The sequence below is a fragment of the Providencia sp. PROV268 genome (genome assembly GCF_028477805.1).
Classification (GTDB): domain Bacteria; phylum Pseudomonadota; class Gammaproteobacteria; order Enterobacterales; family Enterobacteriaceae; genus Providencia; species Providencia stuartii.
Map to the genome: position 1 here is coordinate 64,637 of NZ_JAMPLW010000005.1, position 21,315 is coordinate 85,951.

The 21,315-nt window shown below is 42.6% G+C and carries 19 protein-coding genes; 15 read left to right on the forward strand and 4 right to left on the reverse strand.

Annotation, left to right across the window (positions count from 1 at the left end):
- Positions 1–71: 71 nt before the first annotated feature.
- The 4 genes from PR699_RS03925 to dld all read left to right on the forward strand — a co-directional run bounded on the left by PR699_RS03925 (position 72) and on the right by dld (position 5,979).
- The gene (locus tag PR699_RS03925; RefSeq protein ID WP_004920862.1) at positions 72–2,045 is read left to right on the forward strand and encodes a ligand-gated channel protein; all 1,974 of its coding nucleotides are present in this window, start codon (positions 72–74) and stop codon (positions 2,043–2,045) included.
- A 388-nt stretch (positions 2,046–2,433) separates the two neighbouring features.
- Positions 2,434–2,649: a hypothetical protein gene (locus tag PR699_RS03930; protein ID WP_004920859.1), complete on the forward strand. Its 216-nt coding sequence runs from the start codon at positions 2,434–2,436 to the stop codon at positions 2,647–2,649.
- A complete protein-coding gene (locus tag PR699_RS03935) occupies positions 2,639–4,021 on the forward strand; it encodes an APC family permease (protein WP_004920857.1) in 1,383 nt (460 codons plus the stop codon). Before PR699_RS03930 ends, PR699_RS03935 begins: the two co-directional genes overlap by 11 nt.
- Before the next feature lie 224 nt (positions 4,022–4,245).
- The gene (gene dld / locus PR699_RS03940; RefSeq protein ID WP_004920852.1) at positions 4,246–5,979 is read left to right on the forward strand and encodes a D-lactate dehydrogenase; all 1,734 of its coding nucleotides are present in this window, start codon (positions 4,246–4,248) and stop codon (positions 5,977–5,979) included.
- Positions 5,980–6,025: 46 nt separating this feature from the next.
- Here dld and sbcB read toward each other — a convergent pair whose 3' ends face one another.
- A complete protein-coding gene (sbcB, locus tag PR699_RS03945) occupies positions 6,026–7,453 on the reverse strand; it encodes an exodeoxyribonuclease I (protein WP_014656186.1) in 1,428 nt (475 codons plus the stop codon).
- A 374-nt stretch (positions 7,454–7,827) separates the two neighbouring features.
- Here sbcB and PR699_RS03950 point away from each other — a divergent pair, with 374 nt between their 5' ends.
- From PR699_RS03950 to tmaR, 3 genes are all read left to right on the forward strand, one after another.
- Positions 7,828–8,022, forward strand: coding sequence for a hypothetical protein (locus tag PR699_RS03950; RefSeq protein ID WP_014656185.1), 195 nt, complete (start codon positions 7,828–7,830; stop codon positions 8,020–8,022).
- A gap of 272 nt (positions 8,023–8,294) precedes the next feature.
- The gene (locus PR699_RS03955; RefSeq protein WP_004920844.1) at positions 8,295–9,566 is read left to right on the forward strand and encodes an MFS transporter; all 1,272 of its coding nucleotides are present in this window, start codon (positions 8,295–8,297) and stop codon (positions 9,564–9,566) included.
- A gap of 162 nt (positions 9,567–9,728) precedes the next feature.
- Complete coding sequence (gene tmaR / locus PR699_RS03960; protein WP_004920843.1) at positions 9,729–10,061, forward strand: PTS system regulator TmaR; 333 nt, start codon at positions 9,729–9,731, stop codon at positions 10,059–10,061.
- Between the two features lie 43 nt (positions 10,062–10,104).
- Here the strand turns inward: tmaR and PR699_RS03965 are convergent, their stop codons facing one another.
- Both PR699_RS03965 and rne read right to left on the reverse strand, forming a co-directional pair.
- Positions 10,105–10,731 (reverse strand): SDR family oxidoreductase, encoded by a 627-nt coding sequence (locus PR699_RS03965; RefSeq protein WP_014656183.1) that lies wholly within the window; start codon positions 10,729–10,731, stop codon positions 10,105–10,107.
- 179 nt (positions 10,732–10,910) lie between these two features.
- A complete protein-coding gene (gene rne / locus PR699_RS03970) occupies positions 10,911–14,162 on the reverse strand; it encodes a ribonuclease E (RefSeq protein WP_272572839.1) in 3,252 nt (1,083 codons plus the stop codon).
- A gap of 544 nt (positions 14,163–14,706) precedes the next feature.
- On the opposite strand from rne, the gene rluC reads away from it, so the two are divergent.
- A complete protein-coding gene (gene rluC, locus PR699_RS03975; RefSeq protein WP_004920838.1) occupies positions 14,707–15,660 on the forward strand; it encodes a 23S rRNA pseudouridine(955/2504/2580) synthase RluC in 954 nt (317 codons plus the stop codon).
- Between the two features lie 48 nt (positions 15,661–15,708).
- Here the strand turns inward: rluC and PR699_RS03980 are convergent, their stop codons facing one another.
- Complete coding sequence (locus tag PR699_RS03980) at positions 15,709–16,293, reverse strand: nucleoside triphosphate pyrophosphatase (protein WP_004920837.1); 585 nt, start codon at positions 16,291–16,293, stop codon at positions 15,709–15,711.
- 143 nt (positions 16,294–16,436) lie between these two features.
- Here PR699_RS03980 and yceD point away from each other — a divergent pair, with 143 nt between their 5' ends.
- The 7 genes from yceD (at position 16,437) to acpP (ending at position 21,253) form a co-directional block, all read left to right on the forward strand.
- Positions 16,437–16,961, forward strand: a complete 525-nt coding sequence (gene yceD, locus PR699_RS03985) for a 23S rRNA accumulation protein YceD (protein ID WP_004920836.1) — start codon at positions 16,437–16,439, stop codon at positions 16,959–16,961.
- Between the two features lie 12 nt (positions 16,962–16,973).
- Positions 16,974–17,144: a 50S ribosomal protein L32 gene (gene rpmF, locus PR699_RS03990; RefSeq protein ID WP_004920835.1), complete on the forward strand. Its 171-nt coding sequence runs from the start codon at positions 16,974–16,976 to the stop codon at positions 17,142–17,144.
- Between the two features lie 23 nt (positions 17,145–17,167).
- Positions 17,168–18,214, forward strand: coding sequence for a phosphate acyltransferase PlsX (gene plsX / locus PR699_RS03995; RefSeq protein WP_014656180.1), 1,047 nt, complete (start codon positions 17,168–17,170; stop codon positions 18,212–18,214).
- Positions 18,215–18,217: 3 nt separating this feature from the next.
- Positions 18,218–19,168 carry a beta-ketoacyl-ACP synthase III gene (locus PR699_RS04000; RefSeq protein ID WP_004920833.1) on the forward strand — a complete coding sequence of 317 codons (951 nt, stop codon included), beginning with the start codon at positions 18,218–18,220 and terminating at the stop codon, positions 19,166–19,168.
- An 18-nt stretch (positions 19,169–19,186) separates the two neighbouring features.
- Entirely contained in the window at positions 19,187–20,119 is a 933-nt protein-coding gene (gene fabD / locus PR699_RS04005; RefSeq protein WP_004920832.1) for an ACP S-malonyltransferase, read from the forward strand.
- A 7-nt stretch (positions 20,120–20,126) separates the two neighbouring features.
- Entirely contained in the window at positions 20,127–20,861 is a 735-nt protein-coding gene (gene fabG, locus PR699_RS04010; protein WP_004920831.1) for a 3-oxoacyl-ACP reductase FabG, read from the forward strand.
- 155 nt (positions 20,862–21,016) lie between these two features.
- Positions 21,017–21,253, forward strand: coding sequence for an acyl carrier protein (acpP, locus tag PR699_RS04015; protein WP_004920830.1), 237 nt, complete (start codon positions 21,017–21,019; stop codon positions 21,251–21,253).
- Positions 21,254–21,315: the final 62 nt, after the last annotated feature.

Below are 21,315 nucleotides of genomic sequence, written 5' to 3' on the forward strand. Positions count from 1 at the left end.
GTTATAGACCCGAATATTGAGCTTATGTCATATCAAAATTCAAATCAAAATTATCTCTTGGAGAGTTGGGAATGGTAGTTTTCAATAAAAGAAAAATTGCAATAAGCGTTATTGCGGCAATCACAGCAGCCCCTGTATTTGCGGATGATAGTAAAGACACGATTATGGTTACCACCGCATCTGGCTTCCAACAAAAAATTGAAGATGCGCCGGCGTCTATTTCTGTGGTAACGCGTGAGCAACTAGAAAATAAAGCTTACCGTGATGTCACCGATGCATTGAAAGACGTTCCGGGCGTTCTAGTCACCGGCGGCGGTAGTAGTTCAGATATCAGTATTCGTGGTATGGATGCAAAATACACGATGATCTTGATTGATGGTAAGCGTGTTGATACGCGCAGTACGCGCCCAAATAGTGACGGTTCAGGTATCGAACAGGGATGGCTGCCACCACTACCTGCAATAGAACGTATTGAAGTTGTTCGTGGGCCTATGTCTTCCCTCTATGGTTCTGATGCTATGGGTGGGGTAATTAACATTATTACTCGCCGTGTGCAGCAAGAGTGGACGACAAGTTTACGTGCTGATACGACAATTACTGAGCGTAGAAATTCAGGAAACACTGGACAAGGCAGTTTCTATACTTCTGGTCCACTGATTGATGGCTTGTTAGGCGTGAAGCTTAGCGGTCAATATTCACACCGTGGTGAAGATAAAATCGTTGATGGTTTCGGTCGTCAAATCGTTGCAAGTGGTGGTGGAACACTGTCATTAACACCAGATGAAAAGAACACCTTTGATTTGGATTTCAAAAAAGATAGCCAGCATAGGGACTATCGTGAAGGCTATACGTATAAAGAAGGTGATAGTAGCAGCTTTAGTAAATATGAGATGACGCATACTGCATTAACTCATACAGGGGTTTATGACCTAGCTAACACTGATACTTATATTCAATACGATGAAACTAAGAACCCAACTCGTAAGATGAAATTTGATGATCTCATCATACGTAATCAAAGTGTCTTCTTAATTGGTGACCACAGTTTAAGTTTAGGTGGCCAATATCGTAAGGAAAAATTAGAAGCAGGTGATAATAAATTTGCACTAAACAAACTTGACCGTTATAGCTGGGCGCTGTTTGCGGAAGATGAATGGTTAATGACCAATGATTTCGCTTTAACCGGCGGTATCCGTATGGATAAAGACGAAAACTATGGTACTCACTGGACACCTCGTCTTTATGGTGTTTGGCATGCTGACGACCAATGGACCATCAAAGGTGGTGTGTCTACAGGTTATAAAGCACCTGACTTACGTCAATCTTCAGCAGACTGGGGGCAATCAACGGGTGGGCGCGCAGGTAACGCAGTGATTTACGGTAACCCGAATTTGAAACCGGAGAAAAGTGTTACAGAAGAAATTGGTGTAATTTGGAATAACCAAGACAATATTACCGCAGGGATCACGATCTATAATACCGATTTCAAAGATAAAATTACAGAAGTTAGACGCTGTGATAATAGCAATGCAAATATCAGAGACTGTACATTAGATGATGGTATTGGTGATAATGGTAAGCCATACCGTTTTGTTAGTGACCGTGAAAACGTTGATAAAGCAAGAATGCGTGGTGTTGAGTTAACGTTTAACTGGGGCATTCTGGATAATTTAGCGTTTTCGGCGAACTATACTTACACCGACACTGAACAAAGAAGTGGTGTCAATAAAGGTAAGCCGCTAAACAAGCAGCCAAAACATATGGGTAATACGACATTGACATGGGATACAACTGAAGAGTTGCAAACATGGGCACGCATGAATTTCCGCGGTAAAACGTCTGATTACCAAGGCCGTGGTGAGACAATGAATAATGGTACGGCGTCATATGCATTGTTTGATTTAGGGGCAAGCTACCAGTTGAACAAGAATGCAAATATTGTCGGTGGTGTCTATAACGTGCTAGATCGCCGCATTGACTCAACAAACTATGGTGCTGAATTAGAAGGTCGTCGATACAATATAGGTATTAACTATAACTTCTAATGAGTTTGATAACTGACTGAATTAAGGCCCTCTTATTGAGTTAAGAGGGCCTTGTTTTTTGGCGTGCGAAAAAGAGTAAAAAATGTCTTTTAATAGCAAAAATTTATAGAAGAAAACAAGTTATTAGCTACCAGCGCAAAATCGGCAAATTTATCAAAAATTCTCATCAAATATTGTCTGTTTTTTTAACAATACCTATTGCTATTTGATAACTTGAAGTGCAAAATGCGCGAACTAAAAAAATGACTGATACCTCAATTTCCGGTATCGGTTTTTTTTTGCTTTTTAAGTTCGTTTAATTTTATGGGGCCGGATAATAGGCCGGATAGATAAATTATATTTTTACGTGTAGCAAACATTTTATGCTACCGATTTGAGGAATGCTTGCATGGCTTACTTTTTCGCATTCGCAGCAGGGCCTGGTGGCCGTGGCTGCCGCATCGATGATTACGGAGCAATCGGCTGCTTCGCAACTTCACCATTTAACCTTTCATCTTTCTTCTCTGCCTATAGGCAGATGCAAAGTCTTCCCAGTAACTGTCGATTAAGTAGGTCAAATAGTACTCAATCGAAAGTTATGGGAGGGCTTTATCATGCCAAATAATTCAGTACCATTATCCATCGGTAGCAACCAAACTGGTGCAAACAACCGCGTAGAGCTGGCAAAAACGCTCACCCTGTTACAAGTGGTGATGATTGGTCTTGCTTATATTCAGCCAATGACGATTTTCGATACTTTTGGTATGGTATCGGATAAAACCGGTGGTCACGTCCCGACTTCTTATATTATTGCACTTGCTGCGATACTATTTACTGCTCTGAGCTACGGCAAATTGGTAAAACGTTTTCCATCTGCTGGCTCGGCGTATACCTACGCTCAAAAATCAATGAGCCCACATATTGGCTTCCTTGTAGGATGGACCTCGCTGCTGTCTTACATCTTTATGCCAATGATCAACATATTATTAGCGAAGATTTATTTACAAGATATCTTCCCAACGGTTGAGCCTGCTATTTTTGTTGTGGGGCTAGTTATTCTGATGACTGCCGCTAACTTACGCGGTATCAACGTCATCGCTAATCTAAGTACCGTGATTGCCATTATTCAAATAGGGGTCATGGTTGTATTTACCTTGATTGTGATTCATGGTGTATCGAACGGCGAAGGAACGGGTGAAGTTTGGACCTTCCGACCATTTGCTGATGAGCACACGGAATTGATCCCTCTGATAGCCGGAGCGACAATACTCTGCTTTTCATTCTTAGGTTTTGATGGGTTAAGCTCTCTGTCAGAAGAGACACCAAATGCAGGTAAAGTGATCCCGCGTGCTATTTTCCTGACAGCACTTATCGGTGGGATTATTTTCATTACCGTGTCATTCTTCTTACAACAATTTTTCCCAGATGTTTCGCGCTTTAAAAACATCAATGAAACACAACCTGACATTATGAGATTTGTTGCTGGGGCATTCTTCCAGTCCATTATTTTGGTTTTCTCATGTGTTACCGTATTAGCTTCAGGTATGGCTGCACATGCAGGTAGTGCTCGCTTGATGTATGTGATGGGGCGTGATGGGGTGTTCCCAGAAAAAATCTTTGGCCACGTAAGTCCAAGATGGCGTACTCCGTCTTATAACGTATTAATGGTCGGTGTGTTAGCACTTGGCGCTATTTGGTTTGAGATGGACTTTGCAACAGCATTAATTAACTTTGGTGCACTGATTGCGTTTACGTTCGTTAACATTTCAGTTATCAGCCAGTTCTTCATTCGTGAACGCCGTATACATGGGATTAAGAATATCCTTAACTATTTGATTTTGCCTGTCATTGGTACGCTGACCGTTTGTGTACTATGGTTAAATATCGAAGAGGATTCAATGGTATATGGCTTAATTTGGACGGCTGTCGGTCTGGTCTATATGGCGATATTGACTCGTATGTTCCGTCGTCCAATGCCTCAAATGAGCGATTATTAATTTAGTCGATTGAATAAAAACAGCACCTCAGAGTGCTGTTTTTTTTGCCTATTATTCAGGCTGTTAGTCTATTATTTGTTTTAACCTTCCAATCAGCTAATTGTGACACTGCACCGATATCTCAATCTAAAACGCTTTATAATGTGATATGGTTGTTAAATGATTATGACATTACAATTAATTGAACAGTTTATTGATAATTACCCTGACAGGAAGGCGCAGAAATGAATGCAGTAAACAGCCCTGAAAATCAACGATTATTACTGACACTCACCAATATTGTTGGTAAAAAAAATATCCTGACTAAACCCCATAAAACAGAACGTTACCGCAAAGGGTTTCGCTCAGGTATCGGTAATGCTATTGCGGTCGTCTTCCCCACCACGTTATTAGAACAATGGTATGTTTTTAAAGCCTGTGTCGAGGCGGATAAAATAGTGATTATGCAAGCCGCGAACACAGGGCTGACAGAAGGTTCGACGCCAAGCGGTTATGATTATGATCGTGATATCGTTATTATTAGCACATTAAAATTAAATCAAATTCAAGTATTACCTGAATTTAATCAAGTTGTTGCTATGCCAGGCAGTACGCTGTATGACCTCGAGAAATTACTAAAACCATTAGGTCGTGAACCGCATTCCCTCATTGGCTCCTCTTGCATCGGGGCGTCAGTGGTTGGCGGGATCTGTAATAGTTCAGGTGGCTCCCTAGTGCGCCGAGGCCCGGCTTATACGGAGCTAGCCTTATATGGGCGAGTAAATGAAGATGGAAAAGTGGAGTTAGTAAACCACCTAGGGATTAACTTAGGGGATACACCTGAAGAAATTTTAACGAACTTGCAAAATCGACGTTATCGAACAGAAGATGTTGAACACAGTGAAAAGCTGGCGTCAGACCATGAATATGCTCAGCGAGTTCGTGATGTGAATGCGGATACACCATCACGCTTTAACGCAGATGAGCGCCGCTTGTTTGAAGCATCTGGTTGTGCGGGTAAATTAGCCGTATTTGCTGTCCGCCTTGATACTTTCCCTGCCGATACCTCAACACAAGTGTTTTATATTGGCACAAACAATCCGGATGTTCTGGAAGACATTCGCCGTCATATTCTTAGTGAATTTAAAAACTTACCAGTAGCAGGTGAGTATATGCACCGCGGTTGTTTTGATATCGCTGAAGTATACGGAAAAGATACCTTTTTAATGATAGATAAATTTGGCACTGACAAAATGCCACTATTTTTTACTATCAAAGGCCGTATTGATGCCGTATTAAATAAAGTACCGTTGTTACCGTCAAACCTTGTTGACCGCACTATGCAGCTACTCAGTAAATTATGGCCTGCACATTTACCTCCACGCATGAAGCAATTTCGTGATAAGTATGAGCATCATCTGATGTTAAAAATGGCGGGTGAAGGTATTGATGAGGCGAAAGTTTGGCTGAAATCCTTCTTTGCAACGGCGGATGGGGGGTATTTTGAGTGTACACCAGAGGAAGGGGCAAAAGCATTTTTACACCGCTTTGCCGCAGCGGGATCGGCGGTTCGTTACCATGCGGTACACAATAAAGATGTTGAGGATGTATTGCCGCTGGATATCGCTTTGCGTCGAAATGATCGTGATTGGTTTGAAAAATTGCCGCCAGAAATTGAAAAATTGTTAGTTCATAAACTGTATTGTGGGCATTTTATGTGTCATGTGATGCACCAAGATTATGTATTGAAAAAAGGCGTCGATCCAAAAGAATTGAAAGAGAAAATGTTAGCGCTGTTAGATGAACGAGGTGCACAATACCCCGCAGAGCATAACGTAGGCCACTTATATAAAGCTCAGCCACAGCTAAAATCTTTCTATAAAAAAGCCGATCCGACTAACACCATGAACCCCGGTTTAGGCAAAACAACGAAACGTAAAAATTGGGAGGGGGATTGTGGTTGCCACCACGATCACTAATCAGTGCAAGCGTTGTTTTTGGGCAGGAAACCCTGCCCAACCCATATTAGCTGGCTAATTCAGCCGCGTAATTGACCAGTGCTTTGAGCTGCTTACAGCGTTCAACATCGTTTTGATGTTCAATCATTAACGACTCAATAGATTGCATATATTCCATTAAACGGCTTTCAGTAAAGTAGTCACGGCGGTGCTGCAACCAGCGTTGCTGCTCATCATAGGATAAGGTTGAGGGGTAATTACGTGCTTTATAACGGAAAAATAGCTCTTTCATACGTGGGTCTTCAAAAGTGAGGTCTAACGCAGGCAGGTTTTTTTCCGGTGTTTCTCTAATAATATCCATCGTCGAGCGGTCAGAGCTACTGAAAAAGCCACTGTAAATTTGAGCATCAACATCATCCGGCTCTTCAAATGGTTGCGCTTGGGCAAAAATTTCAATCACTTTATGACGAATATCGGGGTGCTTACGTAAGATTTCCAAATTGCGTAGGCAGAGATCGCGGTCAACCCCCGTGCGTTCAGCATCTTCTGTACGCAATGTTTTCTCAGGCGCAAGAATAGGGCATTTATTAATGTGTACTAATTTAATCGGAACCGGTAATTCGCCATCTAATTCCGTTTTAGGGGTATATAAGCGCTCACGCAAAGTCTCAACGGGCAAATCAACCAGGGGTGAAATATCCGCCGCTAAATCACACATAATAACCGCATTACGGTTGTCTGGGTGCCATGCTAATGGTGCAACAAGGCTAATATAGGAGCGTAGAGCGCCAAACATGCCAGAAACATGCACCAACGGTGTCATATCGACAATGTCGATTAATTGGCTAACTTTATTTTTATTTCTTAGCTGGTAGAAGTAGTTGAACATTCTAGGTTGAGCGGCTTTGAGCAGCTTCGCCATATTTATGGTGGCGAGTACATCGGACATCGCATCATGAGCATTTTCATGGGCGATACCATTCGCTTTTGTTAGATGTTCAAGGCGCATACTAGGTAAGCCTTCATCATTTTCAGGCCAAATAATCCCTTCAGGGCGTAGCGCAAAACACGCTCTCACAGTATCTAATAAATCCCAACGCGAATTACCTTGCTGCCAGCTATAAGCGTAGGGGTCATAAAAATTACGATAAAAAATATTTCGAGTCACTTCATCATCAAAACGAATATTGTTGTAACCCATAATACAGGTATTCGGTTGGCTAAATTGCTGGTGGATCCGTTTAGCGAATTCAGCCTCATTGACGCCTTGGGCTAAGGCGAGCTGTGGTGTAATACCGGTGATCATCACCGCTTCTGGTTGGGGCAAATAGTCGTCTGTTGGTGCGCAATAAAAGACTTCTGGCTCATCAATAATATTAAAATCGAGATCGGTTCTAACACCTGCAAATTGTGCGGGGCGATCAAGTGCGGGGTGTTTACCAAAAGTTTCATAGTCATGAACAAAAAAGGTAGGCTGCTTTTTAGTCTCTTGCAACGTTATTCTCCGTAAGCCTTTGCTGCTATTTTTGTGATGATGAGGTTTTGTGATGGTTACTGATAAGGGGCAAATAATCTAGGCTAATAAACACAAAAATTGCTCCAGAGAATAGGCGGTAACTTCTCACAAATAGTAGCGACTATCATACCTGATAGATGTGAAAACCTGAACAGAGGCCCTTAAATGGTTGGTGTTGCAATTTAAATATGTAATAGGCACAAACTGCTATCTAATTGATATTTATATCAATCATTTGATATAAGATGCCCTTTTTTCTTGAAAAAACAGGTAAATCAGCGTAAAAATTTGCCTGATAAAGGATATTTTGATCTACTCTTTTAAATGCGACTAACAAAAAAGAGGATGTGAATATGAATACATATGATGAAAGAACACGTTTAATTTTATCTGAAATAGGTCATGTGACACTAGAGCTATTGGGTAATAGAGACGTGACTAAACAAAGTATTATTGATAAGTTGAAAAAGGATGCAAAAGAAGAAAACAACCCAGCGCGAAAAAGCATTCTTGATGATGCAGTGACCTTTCTAAATAGCCAAGTTTAGATAATACGAGCCCTCGTTTGAGGGCTAGTGACAGCAACATTTATCATTTCATTACGTGACCTTTCTTTCGTTGATCAGAAGATCAACCCGCAAGTTGATATTGCTAAAACAACGGCTCCATACCGACACTGAAGAGTGATTTGCTTCATAAATCAGTGATGTTAACGTTAACAAATGTGCTTAACATCACAATTTGAGTGCGATTTACTGGTTTAGAAAAAATGTTAACCTTAACATTTTTGGCATTTAGGGGAATTTGCAGGCGAATAACAATGAATAATGAATCGAGAAAGTACTACGTGTCATTGAGTGCGTTGCTGTTTTTTTTCTTTTTTACTTGGTCGTCAACATTTTCAATTGTTGCTATTTGGCTTAGAAAATATGTTGGTTTAGAAGGCACTGAAACGGGGATCATTTTTTCATGTATTTCCATAGTGGCGCTTTGCGCGCAACCTCTTTATGGCTTTTTACAAGATAAGCTAGGTCTACGAAAGAACTTATTACTGTTTATTGCGATACTTTTGATATCATCTGGCCCATTTTTTATGGTGTTTGGCTATTTATTGCAATGGAATGTGGTGGTAGGAAGCTTAATCGGTGGTCTTTTTATCGGTATGACTTTCCATGCCGGAATTGGGGTACTTGAGTCGTATACGGAACGTGTCAGTCGCTTGCGTGATTTCGAATATGGCAAAGCAAGGATGTGGGGCTCATTAGGTTGGGCGATTGCGACATTTTTTGCTGGTCGCAATATTAACGTTGACCCTAATTACAATTTTATCATGGCGACCCTCTCCGGTGCGATTTTTCTCGTTATTTTATTAAAACTAAAAACGGCAAAACCAAACGCATTTAATAGCCTAGAGCATGGAAAACCTTCTGGCATAACCCTTGATGACGCCTTGCAATTGTTCACACTTCCTCGTTTTTGGGCGCTGATTTTATTCGTGTTGGGCACATGCATATACAGTGTTTATGATCAGCAATTTATGGTCTATTTCGCACACCAATTCCAAGATGAGAAAACAGGTAATGAAATGTATGGTTATCTGAATTCATTGCAGGTTTTCTTAGAAGCAGGAGGTATGTTTTTAGCTCCATATATTGTTAACCGCATAGGAGCCAAAAAAGGGTTATTGTTTGCGAGTAGTGTGATGGCATTGCGGATTATTGGCTCAGGTTTAGTCGAAGGACCTGTCATGATCTCTATTATGAAATTACTTCATGCTGTAGAGCTGCCAATATTGCTGATTGCAATTTTTAAATATAACAGTCGCCATTTTGATAAGCGTTTATCATCGACACTGTACTTAGTGGGTTTTAGCTGTATTACCTCGATTGTGGGGAGTATTTTATCGCCGTTGGCGGGTTGGGGTTACGATAAAATCGGTTTTGCTGATACCTATCTGGTAATGGGGGGCTTTGTCGTGATCACCACAATTTTATCTGCTTTCTGTTTACGCAGCGATAAAATAGCGCTTGCCAAACAAACCTCCAGAGTTGCTCAGGAAATAGGCGTTAAGGACGAGGTACAAAAGGTGTAACTGAAACAATTCAGCTCGTGAGTGAAGTCGATTGAGCAAAAATGCCTTTTTATTTGTTTTTATATCAATGAATAGATGAAATAGGGTTGTAACACGGTGCTGTTAGAAGGTATTGTGTAACGAGTGAATGCGTTTTGTTTTTCTAACAGAGGGTTTTTAAACATGGACAACGCTAACAAACAATCTTTCCATAATGTTTTGGAATTTGTGCGTATGTATCGTCGTAAAAATAAAATTCGTCGTGAAATTACCGACAATGAAAAGAAAATTCGTGATAACCAAAAACGTGTTTTATTGCTTGATAACTTAAGCGACTATATTAAACCGGGTATGACCATCGAGGAAATTCAAGCAATTATCGCGAATATGCGTAGCGATTATGACGACCGTGTTGATGATTACATCATTAAAAATGCGGAACTGTCCAAAGAGCGTCGTGAGATCTCGAATAAATTAAAAGAGATGGGCGAACTCAATAAAAAAGACGTGAAATAATTGAAGACTAGAGCCGAGGTTAGCTCGGCTCAATGTCATCGCATCAACCCCAGTGTGGTTTTAAATCTGGGTCAATAACAGCGTAAACCTGCCTATAGCTACTTTTATCTTCAGCGAGCTTCGCTAATATTCTCGCGACATCCTCTCGGCTAACGACACCATGGGCTTCCCCTGTTAATAAAGTTGCGTTACCCGTTGCCGCGCTATTCATTAAGCCCCCAGGTCTTAAAATGGTGTAATTTATTTCGCTAGTCTGTAAATAGGACTCTGCCATTGATTTTTGGCGTACAGATTGCCCAAAAAGGGCTTTTGCTCTTGGTGATAAGGTTGACCAACTGTCGCCACAACCAATTGAAGTGACAAATAATAAACGATGTATCTGATGCTGCTCTGCTTGGCGGATAATATGGTAATTACCAACAAAATCGGCTTGCCCGCCGCCAATAGTGGTGAATATGACGGTATCAGGTGTCATGTATGCAAAAATTGCCTCTAAAGAAGACGGGTCGGTGGCATCGCCAATAAAGGTTTGTATGCCTTCAGCCGTTAGCCGCTCAGCATCCGTTTGTTGACGCACTAAGGCTGTGACTTGGTGGCCTTGTTGAATGCCAATGTTGGCTAATGCGAGGCCTATTCCTTTTGTTGCACCAAAAATTACCCAATGAGCCATCATATTTTCCTTTCAATTAACAATCAGTAAATAGAAATAATGATGGTTTTAATTTTTATTATCAATAATAGGTTTTGATTTATTGCTCTGTCAAATAAGTGGGAGAGCTATTCAGTGCAGAGAGATAGATATAAAAAAGCCCTGCGAGTTGCAGGGCTGTTTGACGTATTTAAAGAATACTATTCAAAATGAGCCGGTTTTGCCATTTGTGATGTCGCATAATTGGTTGCTACATGCCCACCGGCACCTTTACTGACAAAGGTTGAGGCTTCACGCTGGTAAACCTTGATTTCGAATGTTGATTCGACCACTTCAGGCGCTGGTGCTTTGGTCATTGGTGAGTAAGCATGACGTGCTGCCTTACTTGCAACAATAACCGTTGATTTCGCTACATAAGGCACTTCAACAGCTTCAGCCTTAGGCTCTTCAACTGCATCTGTGCTGGTTTGCGGCTGATCATCTTGTTCGGCTGTCTCTGCTGTAGGCTCCACTTTAGGTTGCTCAATCACAACGTCTTCAATGATCGCGACCGGTGCTTTAGGTTCAACGGTTGGTGCCGTTTCAACAACAGGCTCTGGTTGAGTGTCTTCTAGAGCTTGCTCTGTATGAACGACAGCCGGTTCAGCTTGTGGGGCAATGGCAGGTTCAAGAGAAACTGCATGCTCATCTGCGGATTCAGCCACAAGATTAACGTTGGTTTCAGTGACGGTTTCTACTGGTTCGATAGCGACAGTTTCAACCGTTTCATTAGCCTGCTCGATGACCTGAGAAGGTGTGATATCGGCGGTTTCAACGGCCTCTACACTAACAATACCTTGTTGCTCAAGCATCTCTTCATTGGTCATGATAGCGATGGTTTCTTGTTGTGGTTGAACAACAGGATAGCTGATAAACACCTTACCTGACGCTAACTCAGGTGAGGCTACGGCAGCGAACAGAGGCATTGGTGATTTTGTCAGATGACGCTCATCACGGTAACGACGACGACGCTGACCACTGACACGTAGGTGACGTGGTGAACGACGTGAGCGACGTGGAATGATGGTATCTTGCTTATCTTCTTGGTTAGCAACTTGAACATCTTGTTGTTCTGAGCTATTTACCTCAGCCACTTGCTCATCAACATGAGTCGGAGCAGGGAGTGCTGCGATAGGCATAGCATCATTTTCAACGGCAGTTGCAACTTTAACCACTTCATCTTCTTGCGCTACGGCTTCAACGTTATCAGTGATACGAATTTTTTGTGTCAATTGACGACGTTGACGACGAGGCGTAACAGGGCGCGCTTGAGGCTCTTCTTTCTCTACAGGTGTATTATCAGCACCTTGAACTGCCTCTTGTTGTGCCTTAGCTGCTTGTTGTTGACGTTTTTCATCTTGACGGCGACGGCGTTCAGCACGTTGTTCGCGGCGCTGCTGTTGCTGCGCTTCACGGCTATTGCTATCAACGTTTTGCTCATCTTGCTGATTAGCGTTCTTATTATTGCGGCCTTTACGATTGTTAGCTTCGTCAGATTGCGCATTACGGTTAGAACGATTATCGCGATTTTCGCGGTTGTCACTGTTTTCATCACGATCACGGCGATTATTACGACGATTATTGCGGCGTTCATTGTTACGGCGCTTGTCGTTACCGCTATTTTGGCGACTTTTCTCAGCAGGTTTTTCAGCAACTTTCTCTTCTTCACCAGCGAAGAGTTTTTTGAAGAATTCAGCTACCTTGCTAAAAAAGCTCGGCTGGGCATCCACTTTAACCCCTTGTTTTGGTGTTTCAGTGCGTGCTTTGTTCTCTTTAGACTTAACAGTAACAGGCTGTTCTACAGGCTCTTGTAACGCGAAAGCAGAGATAGCTGGTTGCTCAGGGGCTTTACGTTCAGCCGCTGGATCTTCCGTACTGTTTAAGGTTTCCGTTTCATGGTAGTGAGCTAAGTTATAGCTCAGCGTATTTACTTCTTCACCTTTACGAATACGGATCACGTGAAAATGAGGCGTTTGCATTTGGTCGTTTGGCACAATGACCACGCGAACATTGCGTTGACGCGTTTCGATTTCGCTGACTGCTTTACGCTTTTCGTTAAGTAGATAGGAAGCAATTTGTACCGGAACGATAGCATGAACTTCATGTGTATTCTCTTTTAATGCTTCTTCTTCAATAAGACGCAAAACAGAAAGAGACAATGATTCATTATCACGGATGGTTCCTGTACCCGAACAACGAGGGCACACATGGTGGCTAGATTCACCTAATGATGGGCTTAAACGCTGGCGCGACATCTCTAATAAACCGAAACGCGAGATACGGGCGATTTGAATACGTGCACGGTCTTGACGCACGGCCTCACGTAGGCGGTTTTCAACTTCACGTTGATGCCTGACTGGCGTCATATCGATAAAGTCGATAACAATTAAGCCGCCAAGGTCACGCAGACGTAATTGACGTGCGATCTCATCGGCCGCTTCAAGGTTTGTATTAAATGCGGTCTCTTCAATGTCTCCGCCGCGTGTTGAGCGTGAAGAGTTGATATCGATAGCCGTTAACGCCTCGGTGGTATCAATCACTAATGCACCACCAGATGGAAGGCGTACTTCACGTTGGAAGGCAGATTCAATTTGTGATTCGATTTGATAATGGCTAAATAGCGGAACATCGCCGCTATAATATTTGATTTTGCTGGCAAAATCACCACGGCCAATCGCTTCAATATGGTTACGTGCCATTTCGACCACTTTCGGGTTATCGATAAGGATTTCGCCGATATCTGGGCGTAAATAGTCACGGAACGCACGAACAATGACGTTACTTTCTTGGTGTATTAAGAACGGAGCAGGGCGGTTTTCAGCCGCTTTTTTGATAGCTTCCCAGTGGCGTAAGCGGTAGAGCAAATCTTGTTGTAAAGATTCTGCGGATTTACCCACGCCCGCGGTGCGAACAATCAACCCCATCCCATCCGGGATCTCAAGGGAGGAGAGCGCTTCTTTTAATTCTGTACGATCTTCACCTTCAATACGGCGAGAAATACCACCCGCACGCGGGTTATTTGGCATCAGTACTAAATAACTTCCCGCTAAGCTGATAAACGTGGTGAGTGCAGCACCTTTATTGCCACGCTCTTCTTTATCAACCTGAACGATAACTTCTTGGCCTTCCTTAAGGACATCTTTGATATTGGGGCGGCCTTGAGAGTGGTAATTGCTTGGGAAGTATTCGCGAGCGATCTCTTTGATAGGGAGGAAACCGTGTCTTTCAGCACCGTAATCAACAAAAGCAGCTTCAAGACTTGGTTCGATGCGAGTTATTTTTCCTTTGTAAATATTCGCTTTTTTTTGTTCATGACCTGGACTTTCGATATCCAGATCATAGAGTCGTTGCCCGTCAACAAGGGCAACACGCAACTCTTCCTGTTGAGTCGCGTTTATTAGCATTCTTTTCATATTGTTACTTACTCATTATTTTTTACTTTCAATAAAGAGCAGCGAAAAAGGGAGCTATTGTAAACCGATGGCCTCGTGATTTTTACAAAGCCGCCTGCCTCCCGGCAGTCGTCCGTATAGAGACGCGCAGTATTCGGTGAACCTGATTTTTAGATTAAAAATTCAGCGTTCTTAATCAGGAAGCCGTCATAATTTTGTTAACGGAAGTTCCTAACCCAAAAAGCTAATATTCGTTGCTCGCTAATTATTTGATTTTGCGAAGCGTCTTACGCCATTGCCGCGCTTTTACTCAATCAAATAGCAAATCTGTATTTCATGCCAATTATCGTTTTATCAAACATTATGGCAGTTACATATTATCCCACTGCCAATGACATTATAGCAAGTCGATACATGCGTTATATGAAAATTTTATTTAGAAATATGACTAACGAGCTATTCTTTGACCAAATAAAAAAAAATGATAAAAAAATTTGTGGAGTCGGTATGATATATCCCGCATATAAGGTCGTAATTTAATCAATCAGAGTTAACACATTTTTGAATGAAAACACAAAATCAAGTTCAGTTTATCGATATTAGCGATGACGAAGCCGGACAACGTATTGATAATTTCCTGCTCGCAAAATTAAAAGGTGTTCCTAAGAGTATGATCTATCGCATCATTCGCAAGGGTGAGGTGAGGGTTAATAAGGGGCGTATTAAACCTGAGTATAAACTTATTGCAGGTGATCAAGTCCGTGTACCACCGGTAAGAGTCGCTGAGCGTGAAGAAGCCCCTGTTTCGGCAAAACTGGATAAAGTTTCTGCGTTAGCTGATTGCATTCTCTATGAAGACGACGCAATACTGGTCATTAATAAACCATCAGGCACCGCAGTTCATGGCGGCAGTGGCTTAAGTTTTGGGGTGATTGAAGGGTTAAGAGCGCTTCGCCCAGAAGCACGCTTTTTAGAGTTGGTGCACCGTTTGGATCGCGACACATCTGGGATTTTGCTGGTGGCTAAAAAACGTTCAGCATTAAGAGCGTTACACGAACAGTTGCGCCTTAAACAGATGCAAAAAGATTACCTCGCATTAGTGCGCGGGCATTGGCAATCACATACCAAAGTGATCCAAGCCCCGTTATTAAAAAATATCTTACAAAGTGGTGAACGTGTTGTTCGTGTTAGCCCTGAAGGTAAACCGTCAGAGACGCGCTTTAAGGTTGAGGAACGTTTTGATAATGCCACTTTGGTTAAAGCAAGCCCAGTAACGGGGCGTACTCACCAAATTCGTGTACATACATTACATGCAGGGCATCCGATTGCGTTTGATAACCGCTATGGCGATAAACAATTTGATAGCCAATTAGCGGATACAGGCCTAAAAAGATTGTTCTTGCATGCCAGTGCATTAAAGTTTACTCACCCTAAAACGGGTGAGGAAATGCGGTTACAAGCGCCGCTTGATAAAGAGCTTAATCAATGCTTAAAGGTTTTACGTTCACGTAAAAACTAAGCATATTAAGTTACCGGCAGACAAATTTGCCGGTAACTTATTGCGTTGTTAATTATCTAATGGATTGTAGCCATGATGGCGTAGCATCTCTAATAGCAGGATCAGAGGCAACCCAATCAATGTATTAGGATCACGCCCTTCAAGCCTATCAAATAAGGCAATCCCTAACCCTTCCGACTTAAAACTTCCGGCGCATTGGTAAGGTTCTTCTTTGCGCAAGTAAGTCTCGATTTCTTTATCACTTAAAGAACGAAAATAGACATTAAAGGGTTCACACTGCACATGGTAGTTTCCCGTCGTTGAATCTAATAAACATAGACCGGTATAAAATGTGACTTGTTTTCCTGAGGCTCTTTTCAGTTGTTTAAAGGCATTGTCATAATTGTATGGTTTGCCTGCAATTTCACCATCAATCACACAGACTTGGTCTGAGCCGATGATGAGATGTTGTTTATGCTGTTCACTGATGGCATGTGCTTTAGCATGCGCTAAGCGAGTGACCAATGCCTCAGCGGATTCATTTAACACTGGGGTTTCGTCTACATTCGGCGCTACGGCTAAAAAGGGTAATCCCAGCTTTTTTAACAATTGCTGCCGATAGGGAGAGGTTGATGCCAAAATAATCGATTTCATATTTTTTCTCGAAACTCATAGCCAAAAGGGTTAACTCATTTTAAACTATCTGACGCTTAACAGGCGATTTTTTGGTGAAAAGGCGAGTTTTGCCCGCCTTTTTCTTTGACTATAGCTCATTACAAAGTTAATATGCGCGCCTTATGCAAAAGGTAAAATTACCCCTGACTATCGATGCGCAGCGTGCAGCTCAAAAAAACCTCGACTATGTCGGGAGTTACACACCTGAGCAAGTAACACGTATTGCTGAATCAGTAGTCAGTGTAGACAGCGATGTTGAGAGCGAATTATCATTTAAAATTGATAATCAGCGTCTGACGGTCATAGAGGGGCATTCTGATGTGGATGTCACCCTACAATGCCAGCGTTGCAGAAAAGATTTCAAGCATCATGTTTACGTATCGTATTGTTTTAGTCCTGTCGTCAGTGACGAAAAGGCCGAAGCATTACCGGAAGGCTATGAGCCAATTCAAATTGATGAATTTGGTGAAATAGATTTGCTGGGAATGATAGAAGATGAAATAATTCTTTCCTTACCAGTGGTTCCGGTTCATGATTCTGAACACTGTGAAGTGTCCGAAGCGGATATGGTTTTTGGTGAACTACCGCCTGAGGCGGAAAAACCAAACCCATTTGCCGTATTAGCCAGTTTAAAGAAAAGTACTTAAGGAGTAAGGTCAATGGCCGTACAACAGAATAAACCAACTCGTTCAAAACGCGGTATGCGTCGTTCACATGATGCACTGACTGCTACCCTAGTTTCTGTAGACAAAACTACCGGTGAAACTCACCTGCGTCACCACGTGACTGCAGATGGTTACTACCGTGGCCGTAAGGTTATCAACAAGTAATTATAGATTTACAAGTTGATACTTTGGCTAATCTAACCATTGCGTTAGATGCTATGGGCGGGGATGTTGGTCCCCGCGTCACAGTGCCTGCTGCATTGCAGGCTCTGGCATCTAATCCAGCACTCAAATTACTGCTAGTCGGTCAACCTGACGCCATTCAACCACTGCTCGCACAACAAAGTGTTGAGCTGACTTCGCGTGTCGAAATTATTCCTGCTGAAAATGTTATCGCTAATGATGCCAAACCATCAACGGCAATACGTCAAAGCAAAGGAACATCCATGCGAGTGGCGCTTGAGTTAGTGAAGACTGGGCAGGCACAGGCGTGCGTGAGTGCAGGTAATACGGGTGCTTTGATGGGGCTAGCTAAGTTGATGCTTAAATCAATTGATGGCATCGAACGGCCTGCTTTGATGACCATTTTGCCTAATCAGCAAAAAGGTCAAACCGTGGTGCTAGACTTAGGCGCTAACGTCAATTGTAGTAGTGATATGCTAGTGCAATTTGCTGTGATGGGATCTGTCGTCGCTGAAGAGGTGGCCAAAATTGCTTCACCAAAAGTGGCACTACTAAATATTGGTGAAGAAGAGAGTAAAGGGCTTGATAATATCCGCGAAGCCGCCGCAATTCTCAAAGAAACCGCGGCAATAAATTACATCGGTTATGTCGAGGGCAATGAGTTGCTGACTGGCAAAACGGATGTATTAGTGTGTGACGGCTTCGCAGGTAACGTCACGCTAAAAACAATGGAAGGGGTGATCCGCGTCATACTTTCCTTGTTGAAATCAACAGATGAAAGCAAAAAGAATAAAAAACCTAGTTGGTTGATTCAATTGGCCAAAAAGTGGCTTAAAAAACGGCTGATGAAGCGTTTCGGGGAGTTGAACCCCGACCAGTATAATGGTGCAACTCTGTTAGGATTAAAGGGAATTGTCATAAAAAGTCATGGCGCTGCAAACGAAAGTGCATTTAAAGCTGCGATTGAACGGGCTGTTCAATCGGTAGATAGACAAGTTCCGGACAGAATAGCAGCTCGGTTGAATATCGTATTACCCAGGAGTGATCAATAACCTATGTATAGTAAAATATTAGGCACAGGCAGCTATTTACCCACACAAATTAGAACAAATGCTGACCTGGAAAAAATGGTTGATACTTCTGATGAGTGGATTGTAACTCGCACAGGTATTCATGAAAGAAGAATTGCTGGTGAAGATGAAAGTGTTGCCACAATGGGGTTTCATGCCGCACAAAAGGCCCTTGAAATGGCGCAAGTCGATAGCAGTGAGATTGGGCTAATTGTTGTCGCAACGACCTCTTCAACACACGCGTTTCCAAGCGCAGCGTGCCAAATTCAACAAATGTTAGGCATTAATGATTGCGCTGCATTTGATGTTGCCGCAGCGTGTGCAGGTTTTACGTATGCGATAAGCATCGTGGACCAGTTTATTAAAACGGGAATGGCAAAAAAAGCATTAGTGATTGGTGCAGATGCACTGTCAAAAACGTTAGACCCAAATGATCGCGGTACTATTATTCTGTTTGGTGATGCGGCAGGCGCGATGGTGCTCGGCGCATCGCAAGAGCCGGGTATTATATCAACACATCTGCATGCCGATGGGCGTTATGGCGAGTTGTTAGCGCTGCCGAATCGTGAGCGAGGCTCAGAAGATCAAGCCTACTTAACCATGACAGGCAATGAAGTCTTTAAAGTGGCTGTGCGTGAATTAGCGCACATTGTTGATGAAACATTGGCTGAAAGCGGTATCGCAAAAGAAGAACTCGATTGGTTAGTTCCTCATCAGGCAAATTTGCGTATCATCTCCGCAACAGCGAAAAAACTTGATATGGCCATGGATAAGGTGGTGGTTACGTTAGATAAACATGGTAACACCTCGGCTGCATCCGTGCCGACCGCCTTTGATGAAGCGGTACGTGATGGTCGAATCCAACGTGGTCAGTTAGTGCTCTTAGAAGCATTTGGCGGCGGCTTTACTTGGGGCTCTGCACTTGTTCGTTTTTAATTTACTGAGAAAATAGACATGACACAATTTGCTATGGTTTTTCCCGGTCAGGGATCTCAGTCTCTTGGTATGTTGTCTGCATTAGCGGCGGAAAGTCCGTTAGTAGAACAAACATTCGCTGAGGCGTCTGAAGCATTAGGTTATGACCTTTGGGCTCTTGTTCAGAACGGGCCAGAAGAAGAATTGAACAAAACATGGCAAACCCAGCCAGCGCTGTTAGCTGCATCTGTCGCTATCTTCCGTGTTTGGCAAGAAAAAAAAGGCGCGATGCCTACGATGATGGCAGGGCATAGCCTAGGTGAATATTCAGCTTTAGTGTGCGCGGGTGTTCTTGATTTTAAAGCGGCAATTAAACTGGTTGAGTTGCGTGGTAAATTGATGCAAGAAGCCGTTCCAGAAGGAACAGGCGCGATGTATGCGATCATCGGTTTAGATAACGAATCAATCGAGAAAGCTTGTCAAGATGCCGCTCAAGGCCAAGTCGTCTCTCCTGTGAATTTTAACTCACCAGGTCAAGTGGTGATTGCAGGTGAAAAAGCGGCGGTTGAGCGCGCTGGTGCAGCATGTAAAGAGGCGGGCGCAAAACGTGCATTACCATTATCGGTTAGTGTACCGTCACACTGTGCGTTAATGAAACCAGCGGCTGAAAAATTAGCAGTTGCGTTACAAGAAATAACGTTTAATCAACCAAATTTCCCAGTTATTAACAACGTTGATGTGAAAATTGAGCAATCAGCGGAAAATATTCGTGATGCTTTGGTTCGTCAATTGTATAATCCAGTTCGTTGGACTGAGACGGTAGAATTCATGGCAAATCAAGGTATTGAGCATCTTGTTGAAGTGGGGCCGGGTAAAGTATTAACTGGTCTTACCAAGCGTATTGTCTCTAATTTAACTGCCGTTGCAGTCAATGATCCTGTATCATTAGGCACTGCATTAGAAAACCTCTGAGGACGATATGAGCTTTGAAGGAAAAATTGCACTTGTAACAGGCGCTAGCCGCGGTATCGGGAAAGCGATCGCTTTAACGCTTGCTGCGCGTGGTGCGACGGTTATTGGTACAGCAACCAGCGAAAAAGGAGCAGAAGCGATTTCTGCTTATTTAGATGGAAAAGGCAAAGGTTTTGCTCTTAATGTGACAGACCCTGCATCAATTGACGAAACCTTGAATAATATTCGTCAACAATTTGGCGAAATTGATATACTGGTCAACAATGCAGGTATCACACGTGATAACCTTTTGATGCGTATGAAAGATGATGAGTGGCAAGATATTATTGACACTAACCTCTCATCCGTTTACCGTTTATCAAAAGCCGTATTACGCGCCATGATGAAAAAACGTTGTGGACGTATTATTTCAATCGCATCTGTTGTAGGTGTGATGGGAAATGCGGGTCAAGCGAACTATGCAGCAGCGAAAGCTGGGCTAATTGGTTTTAGCAAATCATTAGCACGCGAAGTCGCTTCCCGTGGCATTACCGTTAATGTCGTTGCACCTGGTTTTATTGAAACTGATATGACCAAGGCATTGACAGATGAGCAGCGTGCAGGCATTTTATCTCAAGTTCCTGCCGACAGGCTTGGTGATGCACAAGAAATTGCCAGTGCTGTAGCGTTTTTAGCTTCTGATGAAGCTGGTTACATCACAGGTGAAACATTACATGTCAATGGCGGCATGTACATGATCTAAAGAAATGATGGAACCATTTGCATTATTAGTGTTAATTAGCGCAAAATAATGCAAAATTTAGGTTTCAACAGCCGGGATTGAGTTGTATCTTTTCCTGTATTTTATAAACTACGAAAACCATCGCGAAAGCGAGTTTTGATAGGAATTTTAATAGTATGAGCACTATCGAAGAACGCGTTAAGAAAATCATCGTTGAGCAACTAGGTGTTAAAGAGGAAGAAGTTGTAACAACAGCTTCGTTTGTTGATGACTTGGGCGCTGATTCTCTTGACACAGTTGAGCTGGTTATGGCTCTGGAAGAAGAGTTCGATATCGAAATCCCTGACGAAGAAGCTGAAAAGATCACAACAGTGCAGGCTGCGATTGATTACGTCGAGAACGCATCTAACTAATTGTTTTAAAACTTGTCTAGGCGGTCACTCGACCGCCTATGTTTCTTTGATAACTTTTTTTC

Excerpts from the sequence above, each read along its gene's own strand:
- PR699_RS03955 (WP_004920844.1), top strand. The coding sequence starts at position 8,295 with ATGAATAATGAATCGAGAAAGTACTACGTGTCATTGAGTGCGTTGCTG.
- PR699_RS03980 (WP_004920837.1), bottom strand. The coding sequence starts at position 16,293 with ATGAAATCGATTATTTTGGCATCAACCTCTCCCTATCGGCAGCAATTG.
- rpmF (WP_004920835.1), top strand. The coding sequence starts at position 16,974 with ATGGCCGTACAACAGAATAAACCAACTCGTTCAAAACGCGGTATGCGT.
- PR699_RS03965 (WP_014656183.1), bottom strand. The coding sequence starts at position 10,731 with ATGGCTCATTGGGTAATTTTTGGTGCAACAAAAGGAATAGGCCTCGCA.
- rluC (WP_004920838.1), top strand. The coding sequence starts at position 14,707 with ATGAAAACACAAAATCAAGTTCAGTTTATCGATATTAGCGATGACGAA.
- PR699_RS03935 (WP_004920857.1), top strand. The coding sequence starts at position 2,639 with ATGCCAAATAATTCAGTACCATTATCCATCGGTAGCAACCAAACTGGT.
- fabD (WP_004920832.1), top strand. The coding sequence starts at position 19,187 with ATGACACAATTTGCTATGGTTTTTCCCGGTCAGGGATCTCAGTCTCTT.
- PR699_RS04000 (WP_004920833.1), top strand. The coding sequence starts at position 18,218 with ATGTATAGTAAAATATTAGGCACAGGCAGCTATTTACCCACACAAATT.
- dld (WP_004920852.1), top strand. The coding sequence starts at position 4,246 with ATGAATGCAGTAAACAGCCCTGAAAATCAACGATTATTACTGACACTC.
- PR699_RS03925 (WP_004920862.1), top strand. The coding sequence starts at position 72 with ATGGTAGTTTTCAATAAAAGAAAAATTGCAATAAGCGTTATTGCGGCA.
- yceD (WP_004920836.1), top strand. The coding sequence starts at position 16,437 with ATGCAAAAGGTAAAATTACCCCTGACTATCGATGCGCAGCGTGCAGCT.
- PR699_RS03950 (WP_014656185.1), top strand. The coding sequence starts at position 7,828 with ATGAATACATATGATGAAAGAACACGTTTAATTTTATCTGAAATAGGT.
- fabG (WP_004920831.1), top strand. The coding sequence starts at position 20,127 with ATGAGCTTTGAAGGAAAAATTGCACTTGTAACAGGCGCTAGCCGCGGT.
- tmaR (WP_004920843.1), top strand. The coding sequence starts at position 9,729 with ATGGACAACGCTAACAAACAATCTTTCCATAATGTTTTGGAATTTGTG.
- PR699_RS03930 (WP_004920859.1), top strand. The coding sequence starts at position 2,434 with ATGGCTTACTTTTTCGCATTCGCAGCAGGGCCTGGTGGCCGTGGCTGC.
- acpP (WP_004920830.1), top strand. The coding sequence starts at position 21,017 with ATGAGCACTATCGAAGAACGCGTTAAGAAAATCATCGTTGAGCAACTA.
- rne (WP_272572839.1), bottom strand. The coding sequence starts at position 14,162 with ATGAAAAGAATGCTAATAAACGCGACTCAACAGGAAGAGTTGCGTGTT.